Below are 25,895 nucleotides of genomic sequence, written 5' to 3'. Positions count from 1 at the left end.
CGCTGCCCTGTTTGCAAGGAGAGGCCATGAGCACGACTGCGACGCTGGATACGCGCCCTCTAAGTCTTGAAGCCGGTGCTCAGGCGTCCGTTCCGCTGCACATCCGCAATGACGGTGAAATTGTCGAAGAGTACAAGCTGGAGGTTGTGGGACCGAGCGGCCCCTGGTCTGAGGTTGTTCCGGGCCTAGTGTCCTTGTACCCGGGGCAGGACGCAACGGCCTCTGTGGAGTTCAGGCCTCCCCGCTCTGCTGCCGTTCAAGCCGGCGAATTTCTTTATGGCGTCCAAGTCCTCCCCACCGAACATCCGGAAGACGCAGTTGTACCGGAAGGAGTGCTGAGCCTTCTCCCTTTCTACGAAACAACAGCTGAATTGATGCCGCGGACGTCACGGGGAAGATTCGGTGCCGTTCACCGCTTAGCTGTCGATAACAGAGGCAACATCCCGATTACCGTTACACTCACGGGCACCGATCCCGGCGAAATGCTGGACCTTGGACTGCCTGAAGAGGCCCTGACGGTGGAGCCGGGAACCGTTCAGTTCGCTCACGTTCGCGTCCGTCCCGTGAGAAAGATCTGGCGCGGCATGTCCGCCACGCACCCCTTCGCTGTCACGGCCACGCCGGCCGACGGAACACCCGTGGTACTCGATGGGACGTATCTGCAGGAGCCGGTTTTGCCGGGGTGGATTACCAAAGCCGTCATTGCACTGTTGGTGCTGGCGGTTGGCCTGCTGGCCGCCTGGCAACTGCTGTTCAAACCTGCGGTCGAAGCAACTGCCAAGGCCGCCGTTCAGGAGTCTGTTAATCAGGCTGGCCAGAGCGCCTCCGAGGCTGCAACCAAGGCCTCACAGGCCTCGGCTGGAGCTGCGGATGCGGGGGTAGCAGCCGAGTCGGCGCAGAAGGCCGCCACCACAGCGGAAACAGCCGCAGCCAAAGCAACGGAAGCAACCGGAGCCACGGCCCCACCCCAGTTAGTGGGTTCTATCGCTAAGCGCCTGGAAGTCGAAGCGGGCGCGGGGGCGTCCGCCTCCGCGCCCTTCGTATTCGAGAATCCCAAGGGAGTCCTGCAACTGACGGACCTTGTTCTAAACAATCCGCAGGGCGACTTCGGACGATTGCGGCTGGAGCTTGATGGCGTCCCGCTCCTGGATATGGCTTTGGAGAATTTCCGGGACATGGACTACCACTTCCTGACATCAGTTAGGGTCACGGCAGGACAGAGTCTGAATCTCACCATGTCATGCAATCGCGTGGGGTTACCTCCCGATCAGGCTGCACCCTCCCAGTGCAAGTCAGCGGCTTTTCTCAGCGGGACCATAACGATTCCGAACCCGTCGTCAGCCCAACAGTAGGAGGCGCGACGTGCCTACAGGGCCGGCCCTTCGGGTCGGAGACACATCCCTTTGTCCCCTTTTCGACGGACCAAAGCCGCATGGCGGCGGACCGATAACGCCGGCGGCAGCCACTCACACTGTGCTCATAGGCGGCATGCCGGCCGCCGTCGCCAACTCCGCTCCGGGTGGGATACTTTGTGTTTCGCCTGCCCCAAACGGAATAGCATCCGGCAGCCTCAGTGTGCTGATTGGCGGCTTTCCCGCGGCCCGAGTTGGCGACTTCACGTTGCATGGGGTGCCTATTGCACCAGGCCCCGGATGCCCTACGGTCATTGTTGGCGGGTAGACCGCCGAACGCCGCGCCCATGCACTTTTAGGGAATTCCAGAACTCCAGTCGTCCCATATGGACGATTACCCGGGAAGGTTCCGCTTTCGAAGCCACCGGGACCGGTCTTTGCACAAGCAGAACGGCCACAGGACCCGCAGGCACTCACGGGAGCAATCGCGAAGGATCCACTACCGTTCCTGGTGCGGCGTCCACCAATTGCGGCGTCCACCTATACAGGTTCCGCCGGGATTGCTCCGGGATCCACAGGCACAGGCTCAGCCGGAACTGGAACAGGAACGGGATCCACCGGAACTGGAACAGGAACGGGATCCACCGGAACTGGAACAGGAACGGGATCCACCGGAACTGGAACAGGAACGGGATCCACCGGAACTGGAACAGGAACGGGATCCACCGGAACTGGAACAGGAACGGGATCCACCGGAACTGGAACAGGAACGGGATCCACCGGAACTGGAACACACGGCAGTATGGGCCCGGGGTCCGCCGAGACACACGGCCCCGGCGCAGGACCCGGCTCACACGGCAACACAGAACCCGGACCCGCCGGCACACACGGCCCCGGCGCAGGACCCGGCTCACACGGCAACACAGAACCCGGACCCGCCGGCACACACGGCCCCGGCGCAGGACCCGGCTCACACGGCAACACAGAACCCGGACCCGCCGGCACACACGGCCCCGGCGCAGGACCCGGCTCACACGGCAACACAGAACCCGGACCCGCCGGCACACACGGCCCCGGCGCAGGACCCGGCTCACACGGCAACACAGAACCCGGACCCGCCGGCACACACGGCCCCGGCGCAGGACCCGGCTCACCCGGACCCGGACCCGGCTTAGGGCCTGGTGCAGGTGCAGGTGCAGGTGCCTCAAGATCGCCGCCAGATATAACACGGTTGTCGGCCCTGTTGGCGGGAACTGCCCAGACGGGAGCCCTATCGACCTTGGTGCCCAGGCCAGGGTCAAATCTCGTCCTCGGCAGATCGTCAAGCTGGTCCAGCTGGGAAACGGGCAGAAGTTCCCAGTTCGATGGATCTGTGTGTATCCCTTTAACAAGCGTTTCGAAATGCAGGTGGCACCCTGTAGATGATCCGGTTGTGCCAACATGCGCGATAACCTCACCAACCTTTACAGATTCGCCTTGCTCTACTGCCGCGGATTCTAGGTGGTTGTAAGTTGTAATGATCCCGTTGCCGTGGTCAATCTCGACCCGGTTGCCGCCACCCCAAGGATGCCAACCGACTGCCCGGGCTACCCCCGAGTCGGCCGAATAAACGCGCGTGCCACATGGTGAGCTGAAATCCTGCCCCCAATGGAAATCTCCGGCAGCCCCGGTAAGGGGACTTATTCGAGGACCATATCGAGATGACAGGGTAAGAACCTCCAAAGGGGCAAGGAGCTTGCCGGCGGGGGGTCGAGTGAGCCCATGCGAAGCAACCCGCATCCTCCGCGTACCGTCGGCCCCGATCGTTTCCACGTCTACGCGGTCGAAGTACAGGAATCCCGCAGAATCAGCCACTACGGCAGCTGGTTCCCGTATCTGAGCAACGCCAGTTTCTAGTCCTTGCGGCTTTCCGGACTCCGCCGGTGTCGAAGGAAATGTTCCGTCACCGATAGCTGAAGCGGCGGATGCAAGCGATGCCCCGAGGCAGAGGACTGCGACCGTAATGCTTGTGCCCAGCCAAACTCGCAAAGGCATCAGGACGAGCCTTATTTTCTTCTGCTGGTCACATCCATCCCTAATGGACACGACGCTCCTCACTCTGATCTTGAAGCCCTTACTGTTTCTGTTTTACGGCCCACATGCATAGCAAAGGCGCCCAAAAGGGCAGGCAAGCGGGCACTGTCCACCCCCTACATGGTTGAAAAGCAACACAACAGAGCCTTTCTTGATCTGACTCTTTTCCAAAACGACTACCAGGCCGGCCCTTCGTTGCCGGCGAACCCCTTCGTTGCCCGCGAACCGGGCAGCCAGGAAGGGGGATTCATAACCATGGCTTGAAGGCTGGTAAATGGAGGAACTGCCGTTCCCATATGTCAGGAATGATGTTGGAGTAGACGGGCAATCTTCTTCCCTCATCGGTCACCGTCAAAGAGCGTGATTTTGTCAGGGAACTTCTGGGATTTCTGTGGTCAGATCCTCGGCTCCTAATGGGGTTGGCGGAAGACCTTCTTTAACCTTTCCGACCAGAAGGTGCACACTGCCCCCTGGAGCCAGCAGTGTTCCACCAACAGGATCGACTTCCAGCACAAGTCCCACGTCCGCCTCCTCAACCTCCCGGAAGGTAACCGTGGAAGGGATCCCAGCGCCGAACAACAATGCCTGAGCGGCATCCGCCAACTTACCCACAAGATCCATTGGCACCCTTCGTTCCACGGACTCCTTGGGCTTCCCTACCAGCAGGACAACACTTCTGCCCTCAGCGATAACTGACCCACCAGCAGGATCGACTTCCAGCACAAGCCCTACGTCCGCCTCCTCAACCTCCCGGAAGGCAACCGTGGAAGGGATCCCAGCGCCGAACAACAATGCCTGAGCGGCATCCGCCAACTTACCCACAAGATCCATTGGCACCCTTCGTTCCACGGACTCCTTGCGCTTCCCTACCAGCAGGACAACACTTCTGCCCTCAGCGATAACTGACCCACCAGCAGGATCGACTTCCAGCACAAGCCCCACGTCCGCCTCCTCGGCCTCCCGGAAGGCAACCGTGGAAGCGGTCCCAGCGGTGGCCAACAATGCCTCAGCGGCATCCGCCGTCTTACCGACAAGGTCCGTTGGCACGCGCTTCGTCGTGGTGTGCGTTTTTGACTCCGATGTATCCGAAGTTGCACTGCCGATCACAGTCGCATATCCACTGGACAGCGGCCCAACCGGCCCTCCCGCAGTAGCAGACCCTGTCGGCGCTGTTCCAGGAATACTAGGCGACTCAGTCGACGCCGGCCCAGCCGGGGTTGAGGATCCAGTCGACACTGGCCCAATCAAAGTCGACGGCGCGGTCGAGAGTGGCGGAACTGTAGCCTCCCCACACGAAACTGTCGACCCGCTGATTAATGCAGCAGTAGCGAATACAAGCATCCAGGCGCCTACGCCACGTCTCAACCGTTCCATTGCTTCCCTCATGAAACAACTGAAGGGCTCCCATTCCCGTCTCCGGAAATTGGCCCCGCCAGTACCATCCCGGTCGATCTCGACCTGCGAAGAGTATCGGCACGCGGCAAGCATAGATGCTTTTTCGTCTTGCAAGGCGAGCGTATAAGGTGGCCAAAGGGACCGAAAGTTCAGCCCATAAGGGCATCTTCGTGACAGTGATGCTTTATCTTGATCATTCGCCGAAAAGGCCTTTACAAGGAAAAGTTGCCGAGCGGCCCCGGTGGCGCAAGTCACAGCCTACGGCCCACAGACGTTGGAGCTGCCACCAGAATTTTAAATGTCAAGATTTGCCTTCACTCGAAGTTGAAAGAGTCCGCTGCCCTCGGAAACACTGTGCCCGAGGGGGGAGTCGAACTTTATCCCCGCCCCCGAAAACACCGGGAACGTCCGGAAGCATACGGAATCAGAGTAGGGCTATCGGACTGTGTTCGGAGGCGAAAATGTTGCCGTTGTCGACACTTCCCTAATTCAGTTCGGGGCGCTTGGAACGGTCGTGACGGCGTCCGGCAGTGTCCGTATCTTAGAACCTTCGGCTGATTCGCTACCCGGGACTCAAACCGGTCCATCGTCGGGCAGGTTGGCGTGGCAGTCGAAGCGAATTGTCAAAATAGCCTGGCATCGCCAGTGCATCTGCTGCGCTCTTGAACTCCGTGCACCCTCCGACGGTGTACATGTCGTGTACCAAGGCGGCCTCCCGCATGAGCTCCAAAATCCGTTCGTTCAGGCCGCGTACTTGTTCTACTGGGCCCACACTGGGCTCGTCTTTGTCGGGAATCCGGATGCGCGTTTGCTGACCAAGCGGCCGTTATGTCGGCGTTGAGGGTTTGCCCCAGGTCACTGACCATTGGCTCTTCCCTATTTCTTCCAGTCCGGCAAGAATGAGCGCCCCGGCATGTCCATCGGAACCAAGGAAAGCAATGCATCCATTCGACGGCAGATTAAGGGTGGTACGGCGAAGTGGCCCCGGCCATGGAGACTGGGAACTTGTTATGGCAATCGCAAGCGACAAATCCCCGAACAAGGAATGGGCATCTCATGAAACAGCGTTCTGTCACTCGTTCCTTGACGTCCATGTTGCTGATCGCGGCCATGCTTGGACTATCAGCCGCCTGCACCCCTTCTCGGCCGGCGCCAAGCCCCCATTCCACAATCCCTAGTTCGACGCCAGCGCCCGCTCCTTCCACGCCAGCGCCCGCTCCTTCCACGCCAGTGCCCGCTCCTTCTACGCCTAGCCTCATTCAGCCAAAAGTGACTTCGACGACGGTGAGCGGCCACGTCCATTACGCGGACTCCGGCGCCCCGTACCCCGGCGTCACTGTTCTCTTCCGCAACGTCTATGGCCATGAATTGCACACCGACACAGACAGGAACGGCTACTACGAACTAGCGCTGCCCGAGGGAACTTACCGCCCCTTTGCAGTCGACAACCAGACTGTCGTAAACGCGGCCTTTACTTTGCTTGATTCAAATGACAATGTCATCACCTTGCCGCCATCCGCACAGGTCGACTTCTTGGCTACCCCTATCGGGCAGAAGTACGGCGGGTAAGCAGCGCCGGAGCAGCTGGAACACGTCACCCTAACCTCAGACGATTCATCGAAGGGCTCCTGACGGCTGGATGGGCTACGCCCCCGTTTGCCACAAGGGCTTCGTCTGGGGGTGTCGTCTCCCCTGGGGGCTGTGAAGAAGGCCACCCCGCACACCGACGTCAAAGAGACTTTTGGGCGCGCTGACCGACCTGGTCCGCCACTGCAACGTGCGCTACATCGGCTCCTCGTCCTACTCGGTTCCCAGATCGTCGAAGCCCAGTGGGCGTCCCGGGAACGGAACCTGGAACGGTTCGTCACCAAGCAGCCGCCCTACTCCGTCCTGGTGCCCGGCGTCCGGGAGGACGTCCTGCCAATTGTGCAGCGCCACGGCATGGGGACCTGACCTATAGCCCCCGGTCCGGCGGATGCATCCGTGTGGCTTGAGTTGTTTGAGATATGTCCGACGGAGCACACCCCAGCCTGAGGCAGTCTAAAGCCCATTAGGCGTCAGAATAGGGCTTCATTCCTGTCTATCTCGCGATGGGCGAAACAGTTCTACATCCCTATTGGGACATGCGCGGGCGCGGCACTGCGCGTCAAGGGAATTCCGCGGACGTTTGTCGTCACGCTGGTTGAGGAAGCCAGTATGCCGTCCGGTAATCGCCTCAAAGTGATGAGTGTTGATGACGGCCTTGGGATCTCGTCGCACAGTTGCATGTATCAAGCGACAGCCCGGGCAACGCCATAGAGCAGACGTAAGTGTTGACACTGTCAACACGCTCTTGGCAGGACAAACAGCCCGGCAGTCGCCTGATCACCCTCTAGGAACCTTGTACGAAGATCCGAAACCAAAGTCTTAGAGGTCATGTAGTACCCGTAGCTCCGGACCATGAACTGGTGTTGGACACGCACGCCCAACCCGACAGAACCGGAACGAGGAACCGCATAACCCCAGCCCACAGCATGCGAAGGGCCCACTAGCCAGGACCCTGAACCGCCACCCACACAACTGTATAGCCACCGCGGCGTTTCTGGGATGGCTGCTGGCACGTCGAACCAGTCATCGGCGACCTCGTTCGGCACGGCCCGTTCCTTCCGGCGCCGCACCTCGTGTTGCTGGAACATCGCTCCGGAGATCCCGGTTACCGGCGAGATTCATGATCAGATCCACGTCGATGAGATCTGCGTGGGTTCGTGGTGCTGTTTGGTCAGTGTGGCCGGTGATTATGTGCTTGGCTGGCAGTGGTGCGACACCGAGAAGAACGCCGCCTAGGCTGCCCTGCTCGGCCGGTCTCCCGCCCCAACTGCTGTGATTACCGATGGTGGCGCGGCAATTGCGGCAGCCATGTCCGAGTGCTGGAGTGAGACCGCGGTTCAGCGCTGTCTGGTGCACGTCCAACGCAACGTCCGCACGTACCTGACTGGCAGGCCCAGAACCGACGCTGGCAAGGCGCTGCTGCGGCTGGGGCGGGCATTGACGAGGATCACCACCACGTCCAAAGCCGCCGCGTGGCTCGGCAGGCTCAATGACTGGCACCAGAGCTACGGACACTTGGTCAAAGCCCCCACGTACCGGAACGCCAGCGCTGTCGTTCGGGCTGGGTGCGGGCCAATCAGGCCTGGCGGTACACGCACGACAGGCTCCGTAAGGCCTACCGGCTTCTGGAACGACTCAGCCAGGCCCGGACACTGTTCACCTACCTACGCCGTGAGTTCACGGGCCTGCAGATCGCATCGACCACCAACCGCATTGAAGGCGGCTCCAACGCCCAACTCCGGCTACTCCTGCGGGCACACCGCGGAATGAGCGAGGAACACCGCAAACGCGCGATCGAGTGGCACCTCTACCTCCACAGCGAGCAGCCTCTGCCACCGGCCAAACTCATTCAAGCGAGCCATTACCGCACAGCCAAGACCACACCGCGGCTCCTACTGAGCAGGACCCAGGCCCTCAGCTCTACAGCACCGACCTCAACACCGACGCAGGGTTCTGGACCCGCAAATGTTCGGCAGGAGGCACATGACGCGCCCGAAATTTACACACGTTTTGTCCTATAACCCGACGAGGGCTCTTCGATGGTCCGCAGGGCCGGCAGGCCCGATATTGCCCATCGACAGTTTCGATCCGCAAGGTGAATAAGGAGGGCGGTAGACCTCTTCAAGACTCTCAGGGGTGGGGCGGAGCAAACCCCGACGACACTTGGTAAGTGATGTCCCCACAGGCGATGTCCCCGTGGGCATCTTGTTCTCCATGGAGCGTTTCAGCAAGATACATGCCCCAAGCAAAGGGGTTGGCGTAGTCCGAAACTTCAACTTCTAGTTCGCAGTGAAGGTGGATAGTTGCGATAAGTGGGGCTGTGTATCTATTGAGTAGGTCCGAGGTCTGAGCACTCGCGGTCGATTGCCCAGTCGTAGTGTCCTGGGAGCTTGAACCTGCGGTCGAGCTGGTGCCTGCTGATGCCTTTCCTCCGACTGCTCCCTCGTGTCCTCCTGCGCTTAGCTCCCCGCTGGAAGTGTCGGTCGTCGAACGACTAGTGCCGCTTTGCGCCGAGCTGGTCCCGCCAGCTCCAGACGTCAGTTGGCCGGTGCCTCTGGACGCGATACTGGGCGCGCCTATCCCAAAGAATATGTTGCCCGTCCAGATCATGTTCTTCCCGGACGTTTGGGTGTACTGGATTGGAATGCTACGGCCAGCGAGATTGCTGGATTCCATGACGGCAACGATGTCGTTGGCCACACGTGTAGTTCCGAATTCAACTGCGGGTGGCCAGAGTGACCTAGCGAGTTGGTTTAGCTTCCTGAGCACGGGGGCAGCCGAAAACGTTGTTTGCGTCGACGCCACGATCTGAGCTCCGGGAGGGAGCGAACGGCTGTCGCGTTGAATCACCGGTGCGGCACCTGCCGACGGGACGCGGGCGACGACTGGAACGAAGCCTCTTCCCAGAGCGGCGGCATAATCCGCACCTGAACGCCGTGGTCGAACAAGCGACGCGACAGCAGCGTTTCCGGCGGAACGTTGTAGCGCCAAGACCGCTGACCGGTCCAGCTTCTGTAACGGTACGTCCCGCATATCCTTTTGGGTCGGCGGTGAATTTGCACCCCTCGGCCGCGGACCTTGGTCCCGATGAGGCGAACCCTCGTCGGCAATCTCAGAACGTAATCGCATGCCAATCCTCCCAGAAATAGCTTGCCGCCGTGGGCGAGACGAATCATGTCTATTGTGTCGCCCGATCGGGCAATTGCATGTGCCTGCAAGGGCAGGACGTAGTACAGCTCGAAAATCGGTTTGAGCCCATGACACTGCCCTTATGGGAGGTAAATGCAGACCTGGCATCTCTGCTCGCCAGCTTCGCTTCCTCCTTCCGGCTCCACCAGCAGTCGAATCTGGCGACGGATGACATGGCCCGCTACCTCCTCAGCCGCAGTGAGGGCATCATCGGGGAACTTACATCGCTCCTGACCGAAGCGGCAGTGGCTGCCGAGGACAGCGGCGAGGAATCCATTAACCACCGGACGCTGACTCTGGCTAAATTCGTTCCCGAAGAAAGCACCGTTTCGGGAAGCTCCAGACGCCCGGAAGACATTTGTGGCCTGACCTCCGTCCCGACTGAGGCGCCCTCGGACATGCTAGCCATGGCCGGTTCGACCCTGATGGTGTTCTATGGAGCAAGAACTTCGCTTCAGGCAGTTAGCTGCGAAAACCTTGCTGCCGCAATACCCCGCCCCACGCCCAGCGGGCGGTGAGACAGGGCAAATGACCTTCCGAGGACTACTGCCCAAGAGATTGACTACCGATTGACTAACGGCTCAGGGTTTCCGCTTTTACATCGACAGCACGGGTTTGGCGCCTATGTCAGGATTTGCTGGGTGCCCGCGAAAGGATATGAACCTTTCGACCTCCCGCTCCGCAGCAAGCACTCTATTCGTTGAGCTACGCGGGCAGGGGGTGACAGAGCGGTGTCGACCCAGCCACCTCCTGGGCCTTCCGGAACCCGCTAGTACTGGGAACCTGATACCCCTACGAGAGACGATGGGCACGGTGTTCCGTGGAGATCTACTTGACACGTCACGCTATCACCGGGGGCAACGCTAGCCGTCGGCGAGGCAAAACCGATTTCAGAGGTGAGCAGGGCACCGGCCTCGTCGAAGCAGGTCACGTTCACGGTAAAGGAACCCTTGACGGCATACGCGTGCTTGTTGGTCGCTTTACCCGTGATGGAGTCTCCGACAACATTGGCTTGCTCCACCGTCAGATCTTGGGCATTTAACCCACCTGCAGCAGACTTGGAGACGACGGTGAAATCTATCTTGGCATCCTCCGGAATCATCGGATCGAAGTAGACGAATCCGAATGCGACTCCACCCGACGGCGCCGTTGTCGGCGAAAAAATAAGACTATGTGCCGAGCCGAGAATCTTCCCGGTAGCGTCCATGGCTGCACCGGTCACTTCAACATTCGTTACAGCCTTTTGGGTGCTGTTGCGGACGACGATGGGCACGATCGACGTCTTGGTAGGACGCACCGTAACGGGTCCACTCGCAACCACAGCGACTTTTCCTTGGGGGCCCGAGGGGAAAGAGGGCCGAGGAATCCCGGCAAGCCATCCCGCCGCCACGATGTCCGTCACGGTGCCAAGCTTCACTTCGGCAGGCACCGCAATTGCGGGGGTAGAAGGTGCAGCGGCTGTCACCGCCGCTGACGGACTGCTGCTTGTAGCTCGGTCGCCCGTCGAATTGGCTTCGGGCGTTGAGCAGGCGGCGAGGGCCAGCACCAATGTGGACATCGCGAGGAAGCCCGTACGCATATGCAATTCTTACTCCTGACAGCTGAATGCTTTTCCATGTGAGACCAATGGACCGCACTATCAAAGCAGAATGAACATCCATTGGAATTTCTCCATAAATGAGGCAACTGCGGCAATACAGTCTAGCTCAGCAATAGGTTTGCCACGTAGTCATGCGCCGCACCGGAAGATTTGTGTAGACCCTTTGCCAGGGCTTCACTCACCCATGCTGGCCCGTGAGATGAGCTCGTGCGGTCAAAGCTTTCAATTTCCCCACTAGGCACAATATGGACTCGCATACTATTGAGCACTCTCAGGAGTCTTTGACAGGCTACGTTTGGTTCTCCGGCTGGGACGGCAGCCAAACCCTGCGCCTTAACTTGGCCCCAGAGCTTATCGTTCTGAATCGGACGAACAAACGTCAGAAAATCAGCATCGATGTCAGGAGTCCACGTGCCACCCACCGCCTCAACGATGCCTTGGATAATCGCCTTATTATTCAGGGTGTCGAAATCAACGAAGGCATGCGTTTCGACGTCTAGTTTTTCAAGAGAACGCGCCAAAGTCGCTACCCCGGCCTTCCCGCCGCTTGGCACGAGTAGGACGTCATCAGCCTGTGCACGCTGACCGTTTTTGTTGGCGAGTTCATCCAACACCGCCCCGTAGAAGCGACAGTCGGAATCTGACTCACAAACCACGACTCGCCGATGAAACAGACCCTGCAAGATATTTGAATACCGCAATACCGGATCGGCCCATGCCTCATTCAATTCTTTGGCCGGAATAGCGTGAAGCCGGTTGGCAGACCCATCCCGTACCACCCTCACCACCGTCACCGACGGCTCATCACCCTCGAGCAAGCCAAGGACTAGGTCCCGATCATGAGTTGCAATAACAATCTGCATCTGACGCCGGGCGGCCTGTCGGCTAAGCCACCTTCCAAGCGTTCTCGCTTGTCCCGGGTGAAGGAAGGCTTCAGGCTCATCAATCAGTAGAATCTGAAAACGCCCAACAAGGACAGCCGTTGCTAGCCCCAAAAAGCTCTTCACACCATCGCCCTGGCTTTCCAGCGTGGGTAAAGCCGCAACTGCATTCGCGTAGTCAATCGTTGGGCGATTCATCGGCGGCACATCCATGTCGACTTTGCCAACCCGGAAACGAACGTCCATGTTGATCCGGTCAAGGGTGAGGTACTCCCCGAATACTTCATACGACAGCTGTGATAACTGCTCCTCAAGTGCGCCATTCCGAAAGATCTGCTGAAGTGGGGAATCGGGTGTCCCACTGGCAGGAATGCCCACGTGACCGATTCCGTGGCTGGACCAAGAAGCCAGAGAACCAGTGGTTAGGTGGCGAAAAAAGAAGTGCCAAGCATTTCCTAGAGTATCTGGTGCTTCAGCAAGAGATTGGGCCACGTGCGACGGCTGCGCCCCGGCACCGCCGGACATGAGCGAAGTATACGTCCGATGCTGGCCCGGCTGGGGCGGCATTCGCAACGCGTGCGCCTCCAGGAATTGCTCTGCTTCTTCAGGGGTAAGCCCCGCTGGTTTCCTCAGCGCTATCCGCTTTAGTACCACGGTGGCGGCCTGTTGATTCACGAGCAGGCTGGCAATGTCTCGAAGAGTTTGAGACTTGCCGGCGTTGTTCCCGCCAACGATACAAGTGACACCCGCTGAGGGGAGTTCAACTTCGTCACCGCAGTTTGATGTCATCGCTGAAAGGCTTACGTGCAAGGTCATAAGAATCACCCTATTGTCCCCTTCAGCTGAACGTCATACACACTCGATCAGATTGCCGACTGGTCGCCCGCATTACTTGAGTGGCTTGCTAAAGGTATCCGTCCACCAAACCCCTTGTACCTACACAAGTATTTCCATGAGCGCTACGGCATAGGCCACACTGCTGCGGCCCTCGGAAGTCCTGCGGGCATGGGTAGACAAAGACCCGGCGCCGAGCCAGTCATGCCACCAGCGCAGCCACGGAAAATCTTCATCGGGCACAGGCGCTAACACGACTGGCGTGACCTTAAGGACACCCTTTACGACCATCACGGCTCTGATGGCTAGAGAGGCAACAAGCGGAACCCGAGTAGCCCAGCGCAGGCAGCCTGTGGCGTGTCGCGGAGGACCGTTCGTCCGGATGTGTAGCGCCAGATGACGCGATCTAAGCGATGTGCTGCGACGGATATTGCTTCGCCACCTGCTTGACCAAATCACTAGTCTGGGTCGGCGTGATATCCCTCGAGAGATTTCCATGCTTTTTAACGAAGCGGATGATCATACGGTCCGGCTTCACAGAGGGGTAGCTGGCTAGGATCATAAGGTAGGTGAATGTGACGCCGGACGATTGGCTGGGCAGTTTCAGCCACGCCCTTTGAGTCGGTAAGGTGCTCATCCGCTTCATACTGGGCGTGCAGGTCCTTCATAGTCCTGATGCCCATTTTGTCAAAGGCCAAGGCGGGCTGATAGACAACCTCCGCGCCTTCAACATGGCCTTCGGATATGAATAGGCCCGGTTGTGGTTCTCCACCACATCGGCAAACCGGTCGCCTGAGCCTACCTCCATGAAGACGCGAAGGAGCTCGCGCGGGCCGTCCTGGCTGGCGTCATGACCGTTGAGGCCGCGATGAGCTGAATAACGTGCCACGACGTTCTGGACGGGCTGGTACGAGGGCCTCGTGGACCACAGCGAGTCCATGACGCAGAGGGCCAGCTGTCTGGGTACCCGTCAGCCGTTAGCCAAGTGGCTGGGTCACCGAAGGTGTTATGGCACGCCGTATTTAGCGTGTCCACTGCCGCGGCGAACTCAGTTGTCGTAGTCGGACTCTAGCAAGCCTCGATCAAATCATGCGGATTGGGACAGGTGTACCAGCCCAGCTCGTCGAGCCGCTCGGATTCAGCGTAGAGCCTTGACAAATTTATGTGCCTTGAACTCCAGTTCAACCCTGCGGACGACCGCGTTACCCTCCACCATTGCGACCGTGTCTGAGTCATCTCCTAATTTGCCTGCTCCGCGGTTGGAAGCAATCAGCCGGCCACCGTCCTGCACTATCCGCGTTATGAGTCAGGGAGGAAGAACGGTGGAACGACATGAGCCATCGCCCGGGCCTTATGACCGCTCGCAAGGTCGGGACGACAAAGGTGGACGAGACATGAGCGATTTGAGGCACCTGCCGGTGGGCACGCGTGTCCATGTGGGCTTCGCGCTGATCTACGAGAAGGTCCCCGGCGGCATGTGGCGGAGCCGCAGGCGCAAGGCACTCCATAACTGGATCAGTGACGAGCAGCTACTCGAACTGCTCGCCAAACAGCGCAAGGAAGCTGAGGCGACGGAGGAAAGAGTGGAGGCAGAGGAAACGGACGCGGCGGCCTCTCAGTAATGGCAGGCCAGGTTCGCGGCGCGCAGAGTCCGAAACCGTTACTGAAAATCCGATCGATAGTCATGGTCAGGGACGTAGAAGCAGTGGGACCTGGCGTTTGTTTCCGGCGTGTTTGATGACCTCCCGTCAAACGATAGGAAGATATATACGCGGTCGGCATGAGCCCGTCCGAGTCGATCGATGCTGTCGGTGAAGTTTGTTATCACCAGGCGCCCATCCCTCGGCGATGAAGCGACAATTGATCGAAATTCGGCTGATGATTTGTTTGCCAGACATCGGGCCACGTGCACTCCCCTTGGCTTCTGGAAGCCGCCACACAACAAGGCCTGCGCGGAGCCGTGCAAGAGCTTGGGCACGACTTAATTCTCCTGGTCCCCCTGTCTGGGACTGCCCTCGGCCACGATGAAGGCCAAACATCACCAGGGATGCGTAATTGTCAAGCTTTGTCAACAGTAGGAAGACAAAACGCTTCTGACCTGCGAAGACACTGTGCCCGAGGTGGGACTCGAACCCACACACCTTTCGATACCGCATTTTGAGTGCGGCGCGTCTGCCAATTCCGCCACTCGGGCGCGGATTACATGAAGCCGAAGTACGCCCACAGCTGACTGTGAGCAACGCGATCGCTTCACGTACGCGGAATTACTCTACATGCAGATAGGCTGAATTCCAGAATCGCGCCGCCGTCGCCGCAAACAAACCCTGCAAGCCAAGTACAGCCGCGGTGGCACCTAAGATAGTGATGTCCCGCCGTACCTTTTCAAGGAGATCCCGTGACTGAACAGACGGAGTCCAAGCCCACGTCCCAGCCGGCGCGCCGCGTCATTGTGGCAGAGGATGAAACCCTCATCCGCCTCGACATCATCGAGATCCTGCGCGGCGAAGGATATGACGTCGTGGGTGAGGCGGACAACGGCGAGAAGGCCGTCCAGCTCGCCGAGGAACTCAAGCCCGACCTGGTCCTCATGGACGTCAAGATGCCCGTCATGGACGGCATCTCCGCAGCGGAGAAGATCGTCAAGGCCCGCATCGCCCCCGTGGTGCTGCTGACCGCCTTCAGCCAGAAGGAACTGGTGGAGCGCGCCCGCGACGCCGGTGCAATGGCCTACGTGGTCAAGCCGTTCACCCCCGCAGACCTCATCCCGGCGCTGGAGATCGCACTCTCCCGCCACGAGGAAATCAAGGCCCTCGAGAGCGAAGTGTCGGACCTCCAGGAACAGTTCGCCACCCGCAAGCTCGTCGAACGCGCCAAGAGCCTGCTGACCACCAAGATGGGCCTGACCGAACCCGAGGCGTTCCGCTGGATCCAGAAGACCTCCATGGACCGGCGCCTCAGCATGCGCGAAGTCGCCGAGACCATCATCAACCAGGTCAACTAGGCGCCGGCCCCCCGGCAAGGAATTTCCGACGACGGGCCCGGTCACCAGCGTGCAAAAGGACCCCTGCCAACCGGCAGGGGTCCTTTGCTATGTCTGAAGACTAGGCCTTCTTCTTCTTTTCCGGCCAGGGGCCGAGCTTTTCCTTGTTGCTGGTGACTTCACCCGCATAAGTGGAGTCCGCGAGGTCGCCCACCTTGTGCACCTTAAGAGAGTTCGTGGAGCCGGCCTTTCCGGGAGGGGACCCGGCGGCGATAACCACCAGGTCACCGTCCTGGACGAGTCCCATTTCCTCGAGGCTGCGGTCCACCTGCGCGGTCATCGCATCGGTGTGGTCCACCATCTGGACCAGTACCGGCTGGATACCCCAGGTCAGCGCCAGCTGGTTCCAGACCTGCTCCACCGGGGTGAAGGCGAAGACCGGCTTGATGGGACGCAGGCGGGAGAGCCGGCGTGCGGAGTCGCCGGACTGGGTGAACGCACAGATGTACTTGGCGTCCAGCTGGTCGGCAATTTCGACGGCGGCACGGGTGATGGCGCCGCCGCGGGTCCTGGGCTTGGTGCCCAGCGGGGGGACGCGCTCCAGGCCATGGACCTCGGTGGATTCGATGATCCGGGCCATGGTCTTGACGGTTTCGATCGGGTACTTGCCCACGCTGGTCTCGCCGGAGAGCATGACGGCGTCAGCACCGTCCAGGACGGCGTTGGCACAGTCGGAAGCCTCTGCACGGGTGGGGCGCGGGTTGTCGATCATGGATTCCAGGACCTGCGTGGCCACGATGACCGGCTTGGCCCAGCGGCGGGCCAGTTCAATGGCGCGCTTCTGGACGATCGGCACTTCCTCCAGCGGAAGCTCTACGCCAAGGTCGCCACGGGCCACCATGATGGCGTCGAACGCGTCAATGATTTCGGGCAGCTGCTCAACGGCCTGCGGCTTTTCGATCTTGGCGATGACCGGCACGCGGCGGCCTTCCTCGTCCATGATCTCGTGCACGCGCGTGATGTCGGAGGCGTCACGCACGAAGGACAGGGCCACCAGGTCAACACCGCGGCGCATGGCCCAGCGGAGGTCGTCCTCATCCTTTTCGCTCAGGGCGGGAACGTTGACGGCCACGCCGGGAAGGTTGATGCCCTTGTTGTTGGACACCATGCCGCCCACTGTCACCGTGGTGACAACCTTGACGTCGTCCACCTCGACGGCGCGCAGTGCCACCTTGCCGTCGTCGATCAGCAGGGCGTCGCCCACCTTGACGTCCTCGGTGAGGCTCTTCAGGGTGGTGGAGCAGATTTCCTGGGTACCGGGAACGTCCTCGGTGGTGATGGTGAAGATGTCACCCACGGCCAGCGCGTGCGGGCCGTCCACGAAGCGGCCCAGGCGGATCTTGGGGCCCTGCAGGTCGGCCATGATGGCAACGGCTTTGCCAAGGTCGGCTGCTGCCTTGCGGACGTTCTCATAGGTGTTGTCATGCACGGTGTAGTCGCCGTGGCTCATGTTCATGCGGGCCACGTCAACGCCGGCTTCCAGCACCGCGAGGGTGTTTTCATAGCTGGCAATTGCCGGGCCAAACGTAGCCACAATTTTTGCGCGTCTCATATACCTACCCTATTGGTCTCTTGCATTGGTTAAGTTGTCGGCGAGGTGAACCCTCGATGCACCCTAGAGGACGGCGATGGCCCGGTCCGTCGGCGCTACGGGAGCGGGAAGGATGGTGCTTCCCATCAGGTACTTGTCCACGGCGGCAGCGGCGGCGCGGCCTTCGGCGATGGCCCACACGATCAGGGACTGCCCGCGGCCGGCGTCGCCTGCCACGAAGACACCTTCGGTGTTGGTCATGTAGTAGCCGTCGCGGGCCACGTTCCCGCGGCCGTCGAATTCGGCGTGCACCTGCTCGGTGATGCCGGCAGGTTCAGCGCCGGTAAAGCCGAGGGACAGGAACACCAGGTCGGCGGGGATGATCCGCTCGGTGCCGGCCTTCGGGAGGCGCTTGCCATCGACGAATTCGGTCTCGGCCACCTTGACGCCGGTCAGCTTGCCGTTCTCGCCAACGAACTCGACCGTGGAGGCGAGGTAGGTGCGTTCGCCGCCTTCCTCATGGGCGCTGGCTACCTCGAAAAGGGTGGGGAACGTGGGCCACGGCTGGTGGCCGGCACGCTCCGACGGCGGCTGCTTGCCGATCGCCAGGGTGGTCACCGAGGCGGCACCGTGCCGGTGCGCCGTACCCAGGCAGTCGGCACCGGTATCGCCACCGCCCAGGATCACCACGTGCTTGCCGTGGGCGTTGATCTGGTTCTCGATGGTTTCCCCGGCAACCGCGCGGTTGGCCGGCACCAGGTAGTCCATGGCGAAGTGGATGCCGTCCAGCTCGCGGCCCGGAATAGGCAGGTCGCGCGGGACGGTGGCACCCGTGCAGACCACGACGGCGTCGTAGCGCCTGCGCAGCTGCTCCCAGGTGACGTCGGTGCCCACGGAGACGCCGGTCCGGAAGCGGGTGCCCTCGGCCTTCATCTGCTCAACGCGGCGGTCCACCTGCTCCTTTTCCATCTTGAAGTCGGGGATGCCGTAGCGCAGCAGGCCGCCGATCTTGTCGTCCCGCTCGTAGACGGCAACGGTGTGTCCCACGCGGGTGAGCTGCTGGGCGACGGCCAGGCCGGCAGGGCCGGAGCCGACGACAGCAACGGTCTTGCCGGTCAGGCGTGCGGGCGGCAGCGGGCTGACCCAGCCGTTGTCCCACGCCTCGTCGATGATCGAGACTTCCACCTGCTTGATGGTGACTGCGGGCTGGTTGATCCCCAGCACACAGGACGCCTCGCAGGGTGCCGGGCAGAGCCGGCCGGTGAACTCGGGGAAGTTGTTCGTGGCGTGCAGGCGCTCGATTGCTTCTTCGCCCTTGTCCCGCCACATGAGGTCGTTCCACTCGGGAATGAGGTTGCCCAGCGGGCAGCCCTGGTGGCAGAACGGGACGCCGCAGTCCATGCAGCGGCCGGCCTGCGCCTTCAGCGTGCCCTTTTCCTGCGCCTCATAAACCTCTTTCCAGTCCATGATGCGGACGGGAACGGGACGGCGTGGCTGGGTTTCACGCTGGCGTACTTTCAGAAATCCGCGTGGATCAGCCACCGGTCACCTCCAGGATTCGAGACCATACTTCTTCGCCGTCGGGGTCAAGGCCCTCTTCGATGGCGTCGAGACGGGTTTGCAGCACGGCCGCGTAGTCGCGCGGCAGCACCTTGGTAATGCGGGCGGCGGTGTCATCGAAGTTCTCGAGGAGGCGCGCCGCCAGCTGGGAGTCAGTTTCTTCAACGTGCTTGACCAGCAGGCCGTGCACGATGTCGCGGTCCTCGGCGTCCAGCTCGCGGAGCTGGAGTTCGCCGGACTGCAGGGCGTCCTTGTTGACCTTGGCAGTGTCCAGGTCAAGGACGTAGGCGGTGCCGCCGGACATGCCGGCGCCGAAGTTGCGGCCGGTGCGCCCGATGATCAGCGTCTGGCCGCCGGTCATGTACTCGCAGCCATGGTCGCCAATGCCTTCGACGACGGCGGTGGCACCGGAGTTGCGGACCAGGAAGCGTTCGCCCACCTGGCCGCGCAGGAACATCTCGCCGCTGGTGGCGCCGTAGCCGATGACGTTGCCGGCGATGACGTTGGTCTCCGCCTTGAAGACGTTGGTCCGGTCCGGGCGGACGATGATCCGGCCGCCGGAGAGACCCTTGCCCACGTAGTCGTTCGAGTCGCCGTAGAGCCGCAGGGTGATGCCCGCGGGCAGGAACGCGCCCAGGGACTGGCCGGCGGTGCCGTTCAGCGTGATGTCGATCGTGTCGGTGGCCAGCACGTCGGTGCCGAAGGTCTTGGTGACCACGTGGCCCAGCATGGTGCCGACGGAACGGTCGGTGTTGATGACGTCCACCGCGATCTTCACGGGGCTGCGGTCGGTCAGCGCTTCGGTGGCCATGGTGATCAGGCGCTGGTCGAAGTGCTTGTCCAGCTCATGGTTCTGGCCGGTCATGTTGCGCAGCGGCGCGTCGTCGTCGAACTCCAGGCCGTGCAGGATCGGGTCCAGGTCCAGGCCGTCGGCCTTCCAGTGGTTGATCGCTTCGCGGGTATCCAGGACCTCGGCGTGCCCGATGGCCTCCTCAAGGCTGCGGAAGCCAAGCTCGGCCAGGATCTCGCGGACTTCCTCGGCGAGGAACTCGAAGAAGTTGACCACGAACTCCGGCTTGCCGCTGAAGCGTGCCCGCAGTTCCGGGTTCTGGGTGGCCACGCCCACGGGGCAGGTGTCCAGGTGGCAGACGCGCATCATGATGCAGCCTTCCACCACCAGCGGAGCGGTGGCGAAGCCGAACTCTTCACCGCCCAGCAGCGCGGCGATCACTACGTCGCGGCCGGTCTTGAGCTGGCCGTCCACCTGCACCACCACGCGGTCGCGCAGGCCGTTGAGCATCAGCGTCTGCTGCGTTTCGGCCAGGCCGAGCTCCCAGGGGACGCCGGCGTGCTTGAGCGAGTTCAGCGGCGAGGCGCCGGTGCCGCCGTCATGCCCGGAGACCAGTACGACGTCGGCCTTGGCCTTGGTCACGCCGGACGCCACGGTGCCGATCCCGACTTCCGAGACAAGCTTCACGTGGACCCTCGCCGAGGGGTTGGCGCGCTTGGCATCGTAGATGAGCTGCGCCAGGTCCTCGATCGAGTAGATGTCGTGGTGCGGGGGCGGGGAGATGAGTCCGACGCCGGGGGTCGAGTGCCGCGTCCGGGCCACCCACGGGTAGACCTTCTGCGCCATCAGCTGGCCGCCTTCGCCGGGCTTGGCGCCCTGGGCCATCTTGATCTGGATGTCGTCCGCGTTGGTCAGGTAGAGGCTGGTGACGCCGAAACGGCCGGACGCGATCTGCTTGACCGCGGAGCGGCGCTTGGGGTCGAGCAGGCGGTCAACGTCCTCGCCGCCTTCACCGGTGTTGGACTTGCCGCCCAGCTGGTTCATGGCGATGGCCAGCGTCTCGTGCGCCTCCTGGGAGATGGAGCCGTAGCTCATCGCGCCGGTGGAGAACCGCTTGACGATGCTGGAGACGGGCTCCACTTCCTCAAGGGGAACAGATGGGCGGTCGTTCTTGAACTTGAGCAGGCCGCGGAGGGTCATCAGGTTGGTGGACTGGTCGTCCACTCCCCTGGTGTAGGCCTTGAAGATGTCGTAGCGGCGTTCACGCGTGGCGTGCTGCAGCCGGAAGACGGTCTCCGGGTTGAACAGGTGGGGTTCGCCGTCGCGGCGCCACTGGTACTCGCCGCCGCCCAGCAGGGGGCGGTGCGGCTGCTCGATGCCGCCCTCGGGGTAGGCCATCTGGTGCCGTGCGGAAACTTCCGCGGCGATGACGTCCAGGCCCACGCCACCCAGCTGCGAGTGGGTGCCGGCGAAGAATTCATCCACCAGTTCCTGGCCCAGGCCCAGCGCCTCGAAGGTCTGCGCACCGGTGTAGGACGCCACGGTGGAGATGCCCATCTTGGACATGATCTTCAGGACGCCCTTGCCCAGGCCCTTGATCAGGTTGTAGACGCCGTCCTGCGGGGTGACGCCGGTGACGTCGCCGGCAGCGATGAGCTGCTCCACCGATTCCATGGCCAGGTACGGGTTGACGGCAGAGGCGCCATAGCCGATGAGGACGGCCACGTGGTGGGTCTCGCGGACGTCGCCGGCCTCGACCACCAGGGCGGTCTTGGTGCGGTTGGCGCTGCGCAGCAGGTGGTGGTGCACGGCGCTGACCAGCAGCAGCGACGGGATGGGCGCCCACTGGGCGTTGGAATCGCGGTCGGACAGCACGACGTACTGCACGCCGCGGTTGATGGCGCCGGAGACCTGCTCACAGATCTCGGTGAGCCGGGCGCGGAGCGCGTTTTCGCCGCCTTCGGGGCGGTAGAGGCCGCGGACCTTCATGGCCACGCGGTTGCCGTCGGCGTCCTCGATGTTGGCGATCTTGGCGAGCTGATCGTTGTTGATCACCGGGAAGGGCAGCTGGACCTGGGGCTGGCGGACCTGCTTGGTGTCCAGCAGGTTGCCATTGGGGCCGATGGCACAGGTCAGCGACGTGACCAGTTCTTCACGGATGGCGTCCAGCGGCGGGTTGGTGACCTGCGCGAAGGACTGCACGAAGTAGTCGAACAGCAGCCGCGGGCGCTTGGACAGCACGGCCACCGGGGTATCGGAGCCCATGGCGCCCAGCGGCTCGGCGCCGGTGCGGGCCATGGGGCCGAGCAGGATCTTCAGTTCCTCGGTGGTGTAGCCGAAGGTGCGCTGGCGGATGTTCACCGACGCGGCGGTGTGCACCACGTGCTCGCGCTCGGGCAGCTCATTGAGGTCGATCAGGTTGTCCTTGACCCATTCCGCCCACGGGTTGGCGGCGGCGACTTCGGCCTTGACCTCTTCGTCGTCGATGATGCGGCCGGCTTCGGTGTCCACCAGGAACATCCTGCCCGGGGACACGCGGCCCTTCTTGACCACCTTGGAGGGTTCGACGTCGATCACGCCCACCTCGGAGGCGAAGACGATCAGGCCGTCCTCGGTGATCCAGAAGCGGCCGGGGCGCAGGCCGTTACGGTCCAGGGTGGCGCCCACCAGGTTGCCGTCGGTGAAAGAGACGGCGGCGGGGCCGTCCCACGGCTCCATCAGCAGGGAGTGGTACTCGTAGAAGGCGCGGCGGGCCGGATCCATGGTGGCATGGTTTTCCCAGGCCTCCGGGATCATCATCATGATCGAGTGCGTGATGGGCCGGCCGGAGAGCCACAGCAGCTCCGCTACCTCATCGAAGGACGCGGAGTCCGAGGCACCCGGGGTGCAGATGGGGTACAGCTCTTCCGGGGAGTCGCCCAGCAGCGGGTTGGCCAGCTGGGACTGGCGGGCCCGCATCCAGTTCCGGTTGCCCTTGACGGTGTTGATTTCACCGTTGTGTGCAATGGTCCGGAACGGCTGGGCCAGCGGCCAGGACGGGAAGGTGTTGGTGGAGAAACGCGAGTGCACGATCGCGAGCTTGGTCTTGAACCGCTTGTCGGAGAGGTCCGGGTAGAACGGCTCCAGCTGGGCAGTGGTGAGCATGCCCTTGTAGACGATGGTGCGCGAGGAGAGCGAGGGGAAGTACACGCCGAACTTGTTCTGCGCGCGCTTGCGGATGCGCCAGGCGCGGGAGTCGAGCTCGTTGCGGTCCAGTTCCTCGCCGGTGGCGGATGCCAGGAAGGGCTGGGAGAAGTAGGGCATGCAGGCGCGGGCCATGGCGCCCACGAGGTCGGCGACCACCGGCACTTCGCGCCAGCCCAGGACCTTCAGGCCCTCATCGGCGGCCAGGCCCTCAATGCCTGCCTTGGCGGCGTCGGCCTCGCGCTGCTCCGCAGGCAGGAAGGCGGTACCGGCAACGTACTGGCCGGGAGCGGGCAGCTCGAACTCAGTGACAGCGCGGAAGAACTCGTCCGGGATCTGCATGAGCAGGCCCGCGCCGTCGCCCGTACCCTCATCGGCACCCACGGCACCGCGGTGCTCCAGGTTGCGCAGGGCGGTCAGGGCGGCGTCGACGATGTCGTACCCGGGTTCGCCGCGCAGGGTGGCGATAATCGCCAGTCCGCAGGCGTCCTTCTCCTGTTCCGGGTTGTAGAGCCCGGCGGCCTCCGGCATGGCTGCGAAGCGCTTGAACGGCGACATTGCAGTCTCAGGCTGGTCCGGTTCAGACCAGCTGGGAGTGTGAAGAGTTTGGGTCATGGGAGACGTCCTTCCTCCTGATCGTGCGTATGGAAGGGACACCGTTGGCCCCACTCGTCGGCGCCGCTGCGGTGGGCACAACAAAGTGTTGATTACTGGAAATTGTAGGTCAGCGCAGCCTGCTGAACTAACGGTTACGCAGGCCCCTGCCCGAGACATCATCAGGTGGCAAATACATGCCGGCCGGACGGTGCCCCATGCCACGACATTGTGGTTTTCGGGCGCTTCGAGCGGTGGCTCTGCTGCCCTGCCTGGCCGGCGCCCTACTTACTGGTGCCGGCTTCCGGTGCGGGTCCTGTGGCTGTGCTGCCGGAATGTCCGGCCGCCGTTGCATCCGGTCCGGGCTTTGAGCCGGCCGGTGCCGCCGCGGCTTCTTCCGTGGGGTCGGAAGCATGCCTGGAACCGCTGTGGCTATCAGGGAGATTACCACGCGAATCACTATCTGAGACAACGTCGTCCGGATCCCGGACTTCATGACCGGCCGCCGCCTCCGTTCCCGGCTCCGCAGTCTTCTCCGGTTCACGGCCCGGCAGGTATACGGTGTCCGGATCCGGCCTGCCCTTGAGTCCCAGGAGGATGAAGGCGGTCAGGGCTGCCAGGAACACGAAGATGCTGGTCCACACGTTGAGCCTGGTGGTGATGCCAAAGATGCTGATCTGTTCAGCGTCGTCGATGCGCATTGCCTCGATCCAGACCCGGCCCAGGGTGTAGTACATGGCGTACAGCCAGAAGAGCCGGCTTCGGCGGAAGGTGAAGCGCCGGTCCAGGGCAAGCAGGATCACGACGCCGGCCAGGTTCCACAGCGATTCGTAGAGGAACGTGGGGTGGAACAGGGTGTCCGCGGGCATGCCTGCAGGAAAGTTTGGGTTGTCTGCGTCGACCTGGAGGCCCCACGGCAGGGTGGTGGGACCGCCGAAGAGTTCCTGGTTGAAGTAGTTGCCCCACCGGCCAACGGCCTGGGCCAGGAGCAGGCCCGGCGCAGCGGCGTCGACGAATGCGCTCAGTTTGACGCCGCTGCGGCGGCAGCCGATCCAGGCGCCGACGGCACCGAGGACGACGGCGCCCCAGATCCCCAGCCCGCCGCGCTGGATCTGCGGGATCAGCGAGAGGTCCCCGGTGCCGTCGAAGCCAGGCCCGAAGTAGGCATCCGGTGACGAGACCACGTGGTAGAGCCGGCCCCCGATGATGCCGAAGGGGATGGCCCAGATGACGATGTCCCAGACACTGCCTTCAGGGGCACCGCGCTTGGCCCAGCGGACGGACGTCAGCCAGAGGCCCACGACGATTCCGGCGAGGATGCACAGCGCGTAGGCGTGGATCCGCAGGCTGCCCCACGGCAGGGGAATGTCGAAGCCGGACCAGTCCGGGCTGGGGATGCTGGCGGGCGCAAGGGCGGGCACCAGCGCGGCTGCCTGAAGGAGTGGCTGCATGCTTTAGGCCCCGGTTTCCTGCGTGAGGCCTTGTTCCCGCGTCAGGCCCGTGCTCAGGTCTTTGGTGAGGGCGCCGACGGCGTCCACTCCCCCGTCGCGGAGGGCTGCCACCAGGGCGGTGCCCACGATGACGCCTTCGGCGTAGGCAGCGATCTCCCGGACCTGGTCGGCCGTGGAGACGCCCAGCCCAACGCAGACGCGTTCGGCGCCGGCGGCGTGCGCGGCGGCGACAACGTCCTTGGCTGCGGTGCTGACTGATGTGCGGGCTCCGGTGACGCCCATGATGGAGACGGCGTAGACGAAGCCGCGGCTTGCATCCACGGTCCGCTGCATGCGTTCCGTGGTGGAGGACGGCGCCACGAGGAACACACGGTCCAGGCCATACTTGTCCGAGGCTGCCATCCATTCGGCGGCCTCGTCCGGAATCAGGTCCGGGGTGATGAGCCCGGCTCCCCCGGCTTCGGACAGCCGGCGCGAGAACTCATCCACGCCCATCCGGACCACCGGGTTCCAGTAGGTCATGACCAGGACAGCGGCGTCGGTCCTGCTGGTGATGCCGGCAACGACGTCGAATACCTGGCTGACGTGGAAGCCCTTGGCCAGTGCCTCGGTGGTGGCAGCCTGGATGACTTGGCCATCCATGACGGGGTCCGAGTAGGGAATGCCGATCTCGATCAGGTCCGCACCGTTCTCCGCCAGGGCAATGCCTGCGGCGATGGTGTCCTCCACGCTGGGGTAGCCGGCAGGGAGGTAACCGATGAGGGCGGAGCGTCCCTGGGACCGTGCCCTGTCAATGGCTGCTGCCGACTTGCTGGTTGTCCCTGCGCCGGTCATC

General features: G+C 62.3%; 18 protein-coding genes, 2 tRNA genes and 1 pseudogene. 8 read left to right on the top strand and 13 right to left on the bottom strand.

What is annotated here, in order from left to right:
* Nucleotides 1–26 precede the first annotated feature (26 nt).
* Both FBY33_RS13785 and FBY33_RS13780 read left to right on the top strand, forming a co-directional pair.
* Nucleotides 27–1,352, top strand: coding sequence for a COG1470 family protein (locus FBY33_RS13785; RefSeq protein WP_142031050.1), 1,326 nt, complete (start codon nucleotides 27–29; stop codon nucleotides 1,350–1,352).
* Nucleotides 1,353–1,362: 10 nt separating this feature from the next.
* Complete coding sequence (locus FBY33_RS13780; RefSeq protein WP_142031049.1) at nucleotides 1,363–1,680, top strand: PAAR domain-containing protein; 318 nt, start codon at nucleotides 1,363–1,365, stop codon at nucleotides 1,678–1,680.
* A gap of 145 nt (nucleotides 1,681–1,825) precedes the next feature.
* Here FBY33_RS13780 and FBY33_RS20725 read toward each other — a convergent pair whose 3' ends face one another.
* The 3 genes and pseudogenes from FBY33_RS20725 to FBY33_RS20365 all read right to left on the bottom strand — a co-directional run bounded on the left by FBY33_RS20725 (nucleotide 1,826) and on the right by FBY33_RS20365 (nucleotide 4,532).
* On the bottom strand, nucleotides 1,826–2,146 hold the full coding sequence (locus FBY33_RS20725; RefSeq protein ID WP_235010680.1) for a hypothetical protein: 321 nt from the start codon (nucleotides 2,144–2,146) through the stop codon (nucleotides 1,826–1,828).
* A 583-nt stretch (nucleotides 2,147–2,729) separates the two neighbouring features.
* A pseudogene (locus tag FBY33_RS20720) lies at nucleotides 2,730–3,131 on the bottom strand (M23 family metallopeptidase); the annotation flags it as partial.
* A gap of 663 nt (nucleotides 3,132–3,794) precedes the next feature.
* On the bottom strand, nucleotides 3,795–4,532 hold the full coding sequence (locus tag FBY33_RS20365) for a PASTA domain-containing protein (RefSeq protein WP_160141957.1): 738 nt from the start codon (nucleotides 4,530–4,532) through the stop codon (nucleotides 3,795–3,797).
* Nucleotides 4,533–6,089: 1,557 nt separating this feature from the next.
* Here FBY33_RS20365 and FBY33_RS20360 point away from each other — a divergent pair.
* The gene (locus FBY33_RS20360) at nucleotides 6,090–6,389 is read left to right on the top strand and encodes a carboxypeptidase regulatory-like domain-containing protein (protein WP_160141956.1); all 300 of its coding nucleotides are present in this window, start codon (nucleotides 6,090–6,092) and stop codon (nucleotides 6,387–6,389) included.
* Between the two features lie 231 nt (nucleotides 6,390–6,620).
* Here the strand turns inward: FBY33_RS20360 and FBY33_RS20945 are convergent, their stop codons facing one another.
* Nucleotides 6,621–6,758 carry a hypothetical protein gene (locus FBY33_RS20945; RefSeq protein ID WP_200831382.1) on the bottom strand — a complete coding sequence of 46 codons (138 nt, stop codon included), beginning with the start codon at nucleotides 6,756–6,758 and terminating at the stop codon, nucleotides 6,621–6,623.
* Nucleotides 6,759–7,406: 648 nt separating this feature from the next.
* On the opposite strand from FBY33_RS20945, the gene FBY33_RS13755 reads away from it, so the two are divergent.
* The 3 genes from FBY33_RS13755 (at nucleotide 7,407) to FBY33_RS20520 (ending at nucleotide 10,114) form a co-directional block, all read left to right on the top strand.
* On the top strand, nucleotides 7,407–7,643 hold the full coding sequence (locus FBY33_RS13755; RefSeq protein ID WP_142031046.1) for a hypothetical protein: 237 nt from the start codon (nucleotides 7,407–7,409) through the stop codon (nucleotides 7,641–7,643).
* A gap of 36 nt (nucleotides 7,644–7,679) precedes the next feature.
* On the top strand, nucleotides 7,680–8,177 hold the full coding sequence (locus FBY33_RS20940; protein ID WP_142031045.1) for a transposase: 498 nt from the start codon (nucleotides 7,680–7,682) through the stop codon (nucleotides 8,175–8,177).
* A 1,388-nt stretch (nucleotides 8,178–9,565) separates the two neighbouring features.
* The gene (locus FBY33_RS20520; protein ID WP_200831381.1) at nucleotides 9,566–10,114 is read left to right on the top strand and encodes a hypothetical protein; all 549 of its coding nucleotides are present in this window, start codon (nucleotides 9,566–9,568) and stop codon (nucleotides 10,112–10,114) included.
* A gap of 124 nt (nucleotides 10,115–10,238) precedes the next feature.
* Here FBY33_RS20520 and FBY33_RS13740 read toward each other — a convergent pair.
* The 3 genes from FBY33_RS13740 to FBY33_RS13730 form a co-directional block, all read right to left on the bottom strand.
* Nucleotides 10,239–10,311 (bottom strand) — tRNA-OTHER (locus FBY33_RS13740).
* A gap of 54 nt (nucleotides 10,312–10,365) precedes the next feature.
* Entirely contained in the window at nucleotides 10,366–11,181 is an 816-nt protein-coding gene (locus FBY33_RS13735) for a hypothetical protein (protein ID WP_142031044.1), read from the bottom strand.
* A 116-nt stretch (nucleotides 11,182–11,297) separates the two neighbouring features.
* Nucleotides 11,298–12,893, bottom strand: coding sequence for an ATP-dependent nuclease (locus tag FBY33_RS13730; RefSeq protein WP_235010655.1), 1,596 nt, complete (start codon nucleotides 12,891–12,893; stop codon nucleotides 11,298–11,300).
* 1,412 nt (nucleotides 12,894–14,305) lie between these two features.
* On the opposite strand from FBY33_RS13730, the gene FBY33_RS13725 reads away from it, so the two are divergent.
* Nucleotides 14,306–14,533 carry a hypothetical protein gene (locus FBY33_RS13725; protein WP_142031042.1) on the top strand — a complete coding sequence of 76 codons (228 nt, stop codon included), beginning with the start codon at nucleotides 14,306–14,308 and terminating at the stop codon, nucleotides 14,531–14,533.
* Nucleotides 14,534–15,023: 490 nt separating this feature from the next.
* Here the strand turns inward: FBY33_RS13725 and FBY33_RS13720 are convergent.
* Nucleotides 15,024–15,105 (bottom strand) — tRNA-Leu (locus FBY33_RS13720).
* A 201-nt stretch (nucleotides 15,106–15,306) separates the two neighbouring features.
* On the opposite strand from FBY33_RS13720, the gene FBY33_RS13715 reads away from it, so the two are divergent.
* Nucleotides 15,307–15,912: an ANTAR domain-containing response regulator gene (locus FBY33_RS13715; protein WP_009358190.1), complete on the top strand. Its 606-nt coding sequence runs from the start codon at nucleotides 15,307–15,309 to the stop codon at nucleotides 15,910–15,912.
* 100 nt (nucleotides 15,913–16,012) lie between these two features.
* Here the strand turns inward: FBY33_RS13715 and pyk are convergent, their stop codons facing one another.
* The 5 genes from pyk to trpA form a co-directional block, all read right to left on the bottom strand.
* A complete protein-coding gene (pyk, locus tag FBY33_RS13710; RefSeq protein WP_142031041.1) occupies nucleotides 16,013–17,503 on the bottom strand; it encodes a pyruvate kinase in 1,491 nt (496 codons plus the stop codon).
* Nucleotides 17,504–17,566: 63 nt separating this feature from the next.
* Nucleotides 17,567–19,024 carry a glutamate synthase subunit beta gene (locus FBY33_RS13705; protein WP_142031040.1) on the bottom strand — a complete coding sequence of 486 codons (1,458 nt, stop codon included), beginning with the start codon at nucleotides 19,022–19,024 and terminating at the stop codon, nucleotides 17,567–17,569.
* A complete protein-coding gene (gene gltB, locus FBY33_RS13700) occupies nucleotides 19,017–23,630 on the bottom strand; it encodes a glutamate synthase large subunit (protein WP_142031039.1) in 4,614 nt (1,537 codons plus the stop codon). Before gltB ends, FBY33_RS13705 begins: the two co-directional genes overlap by 8 nt.
* 263 nt (nucleotides 23,631–23,893) lie before the next feature.
* Complete coding sequence (lgt, locus tag FBY33_RS13695; RefSeq protein WP_142031038.1) at nucleotides 23,894–25,060, bottom strand: prolipoprotein diacylglyceryl transferase; 1,167 nt, start codon at nucleotides 25,058–25,060, stop codon at nucleotides 23,894–23,896.
* 3 nt (nucleotides 25,061–25,063) lie between these two features.
* Nucleotides 25,064–25,894 carry a tryptophan synthase subunit alpha gene (trpA, locus tag FBY33_RS13690; RefSeq protein ID WP_142032872.1) on the bottom strand — a complete coding sequence of 277 codons (831 nt, stop codon included), beginning with the start codon at nucleotides 25,892–25,894 and terminating at the stop codon, nucleotides 25,064–25,066.
* Between the last annotated feature and the right edge of the window lies 1 nt (nucleotide 25,895).

The sequence above is a fragment of the Arthrobacter sp. SLBN-112 genome (assembly GCF_006715225.1).
Lineage (GTDB): Bacteria > Actinomycetota > Actinomycetes > Actinomycetales > Micrococcaceae > Arthrobacter.
This window is presented reverse-complemented; position numbering and strand designations above follow the sequence as displayed.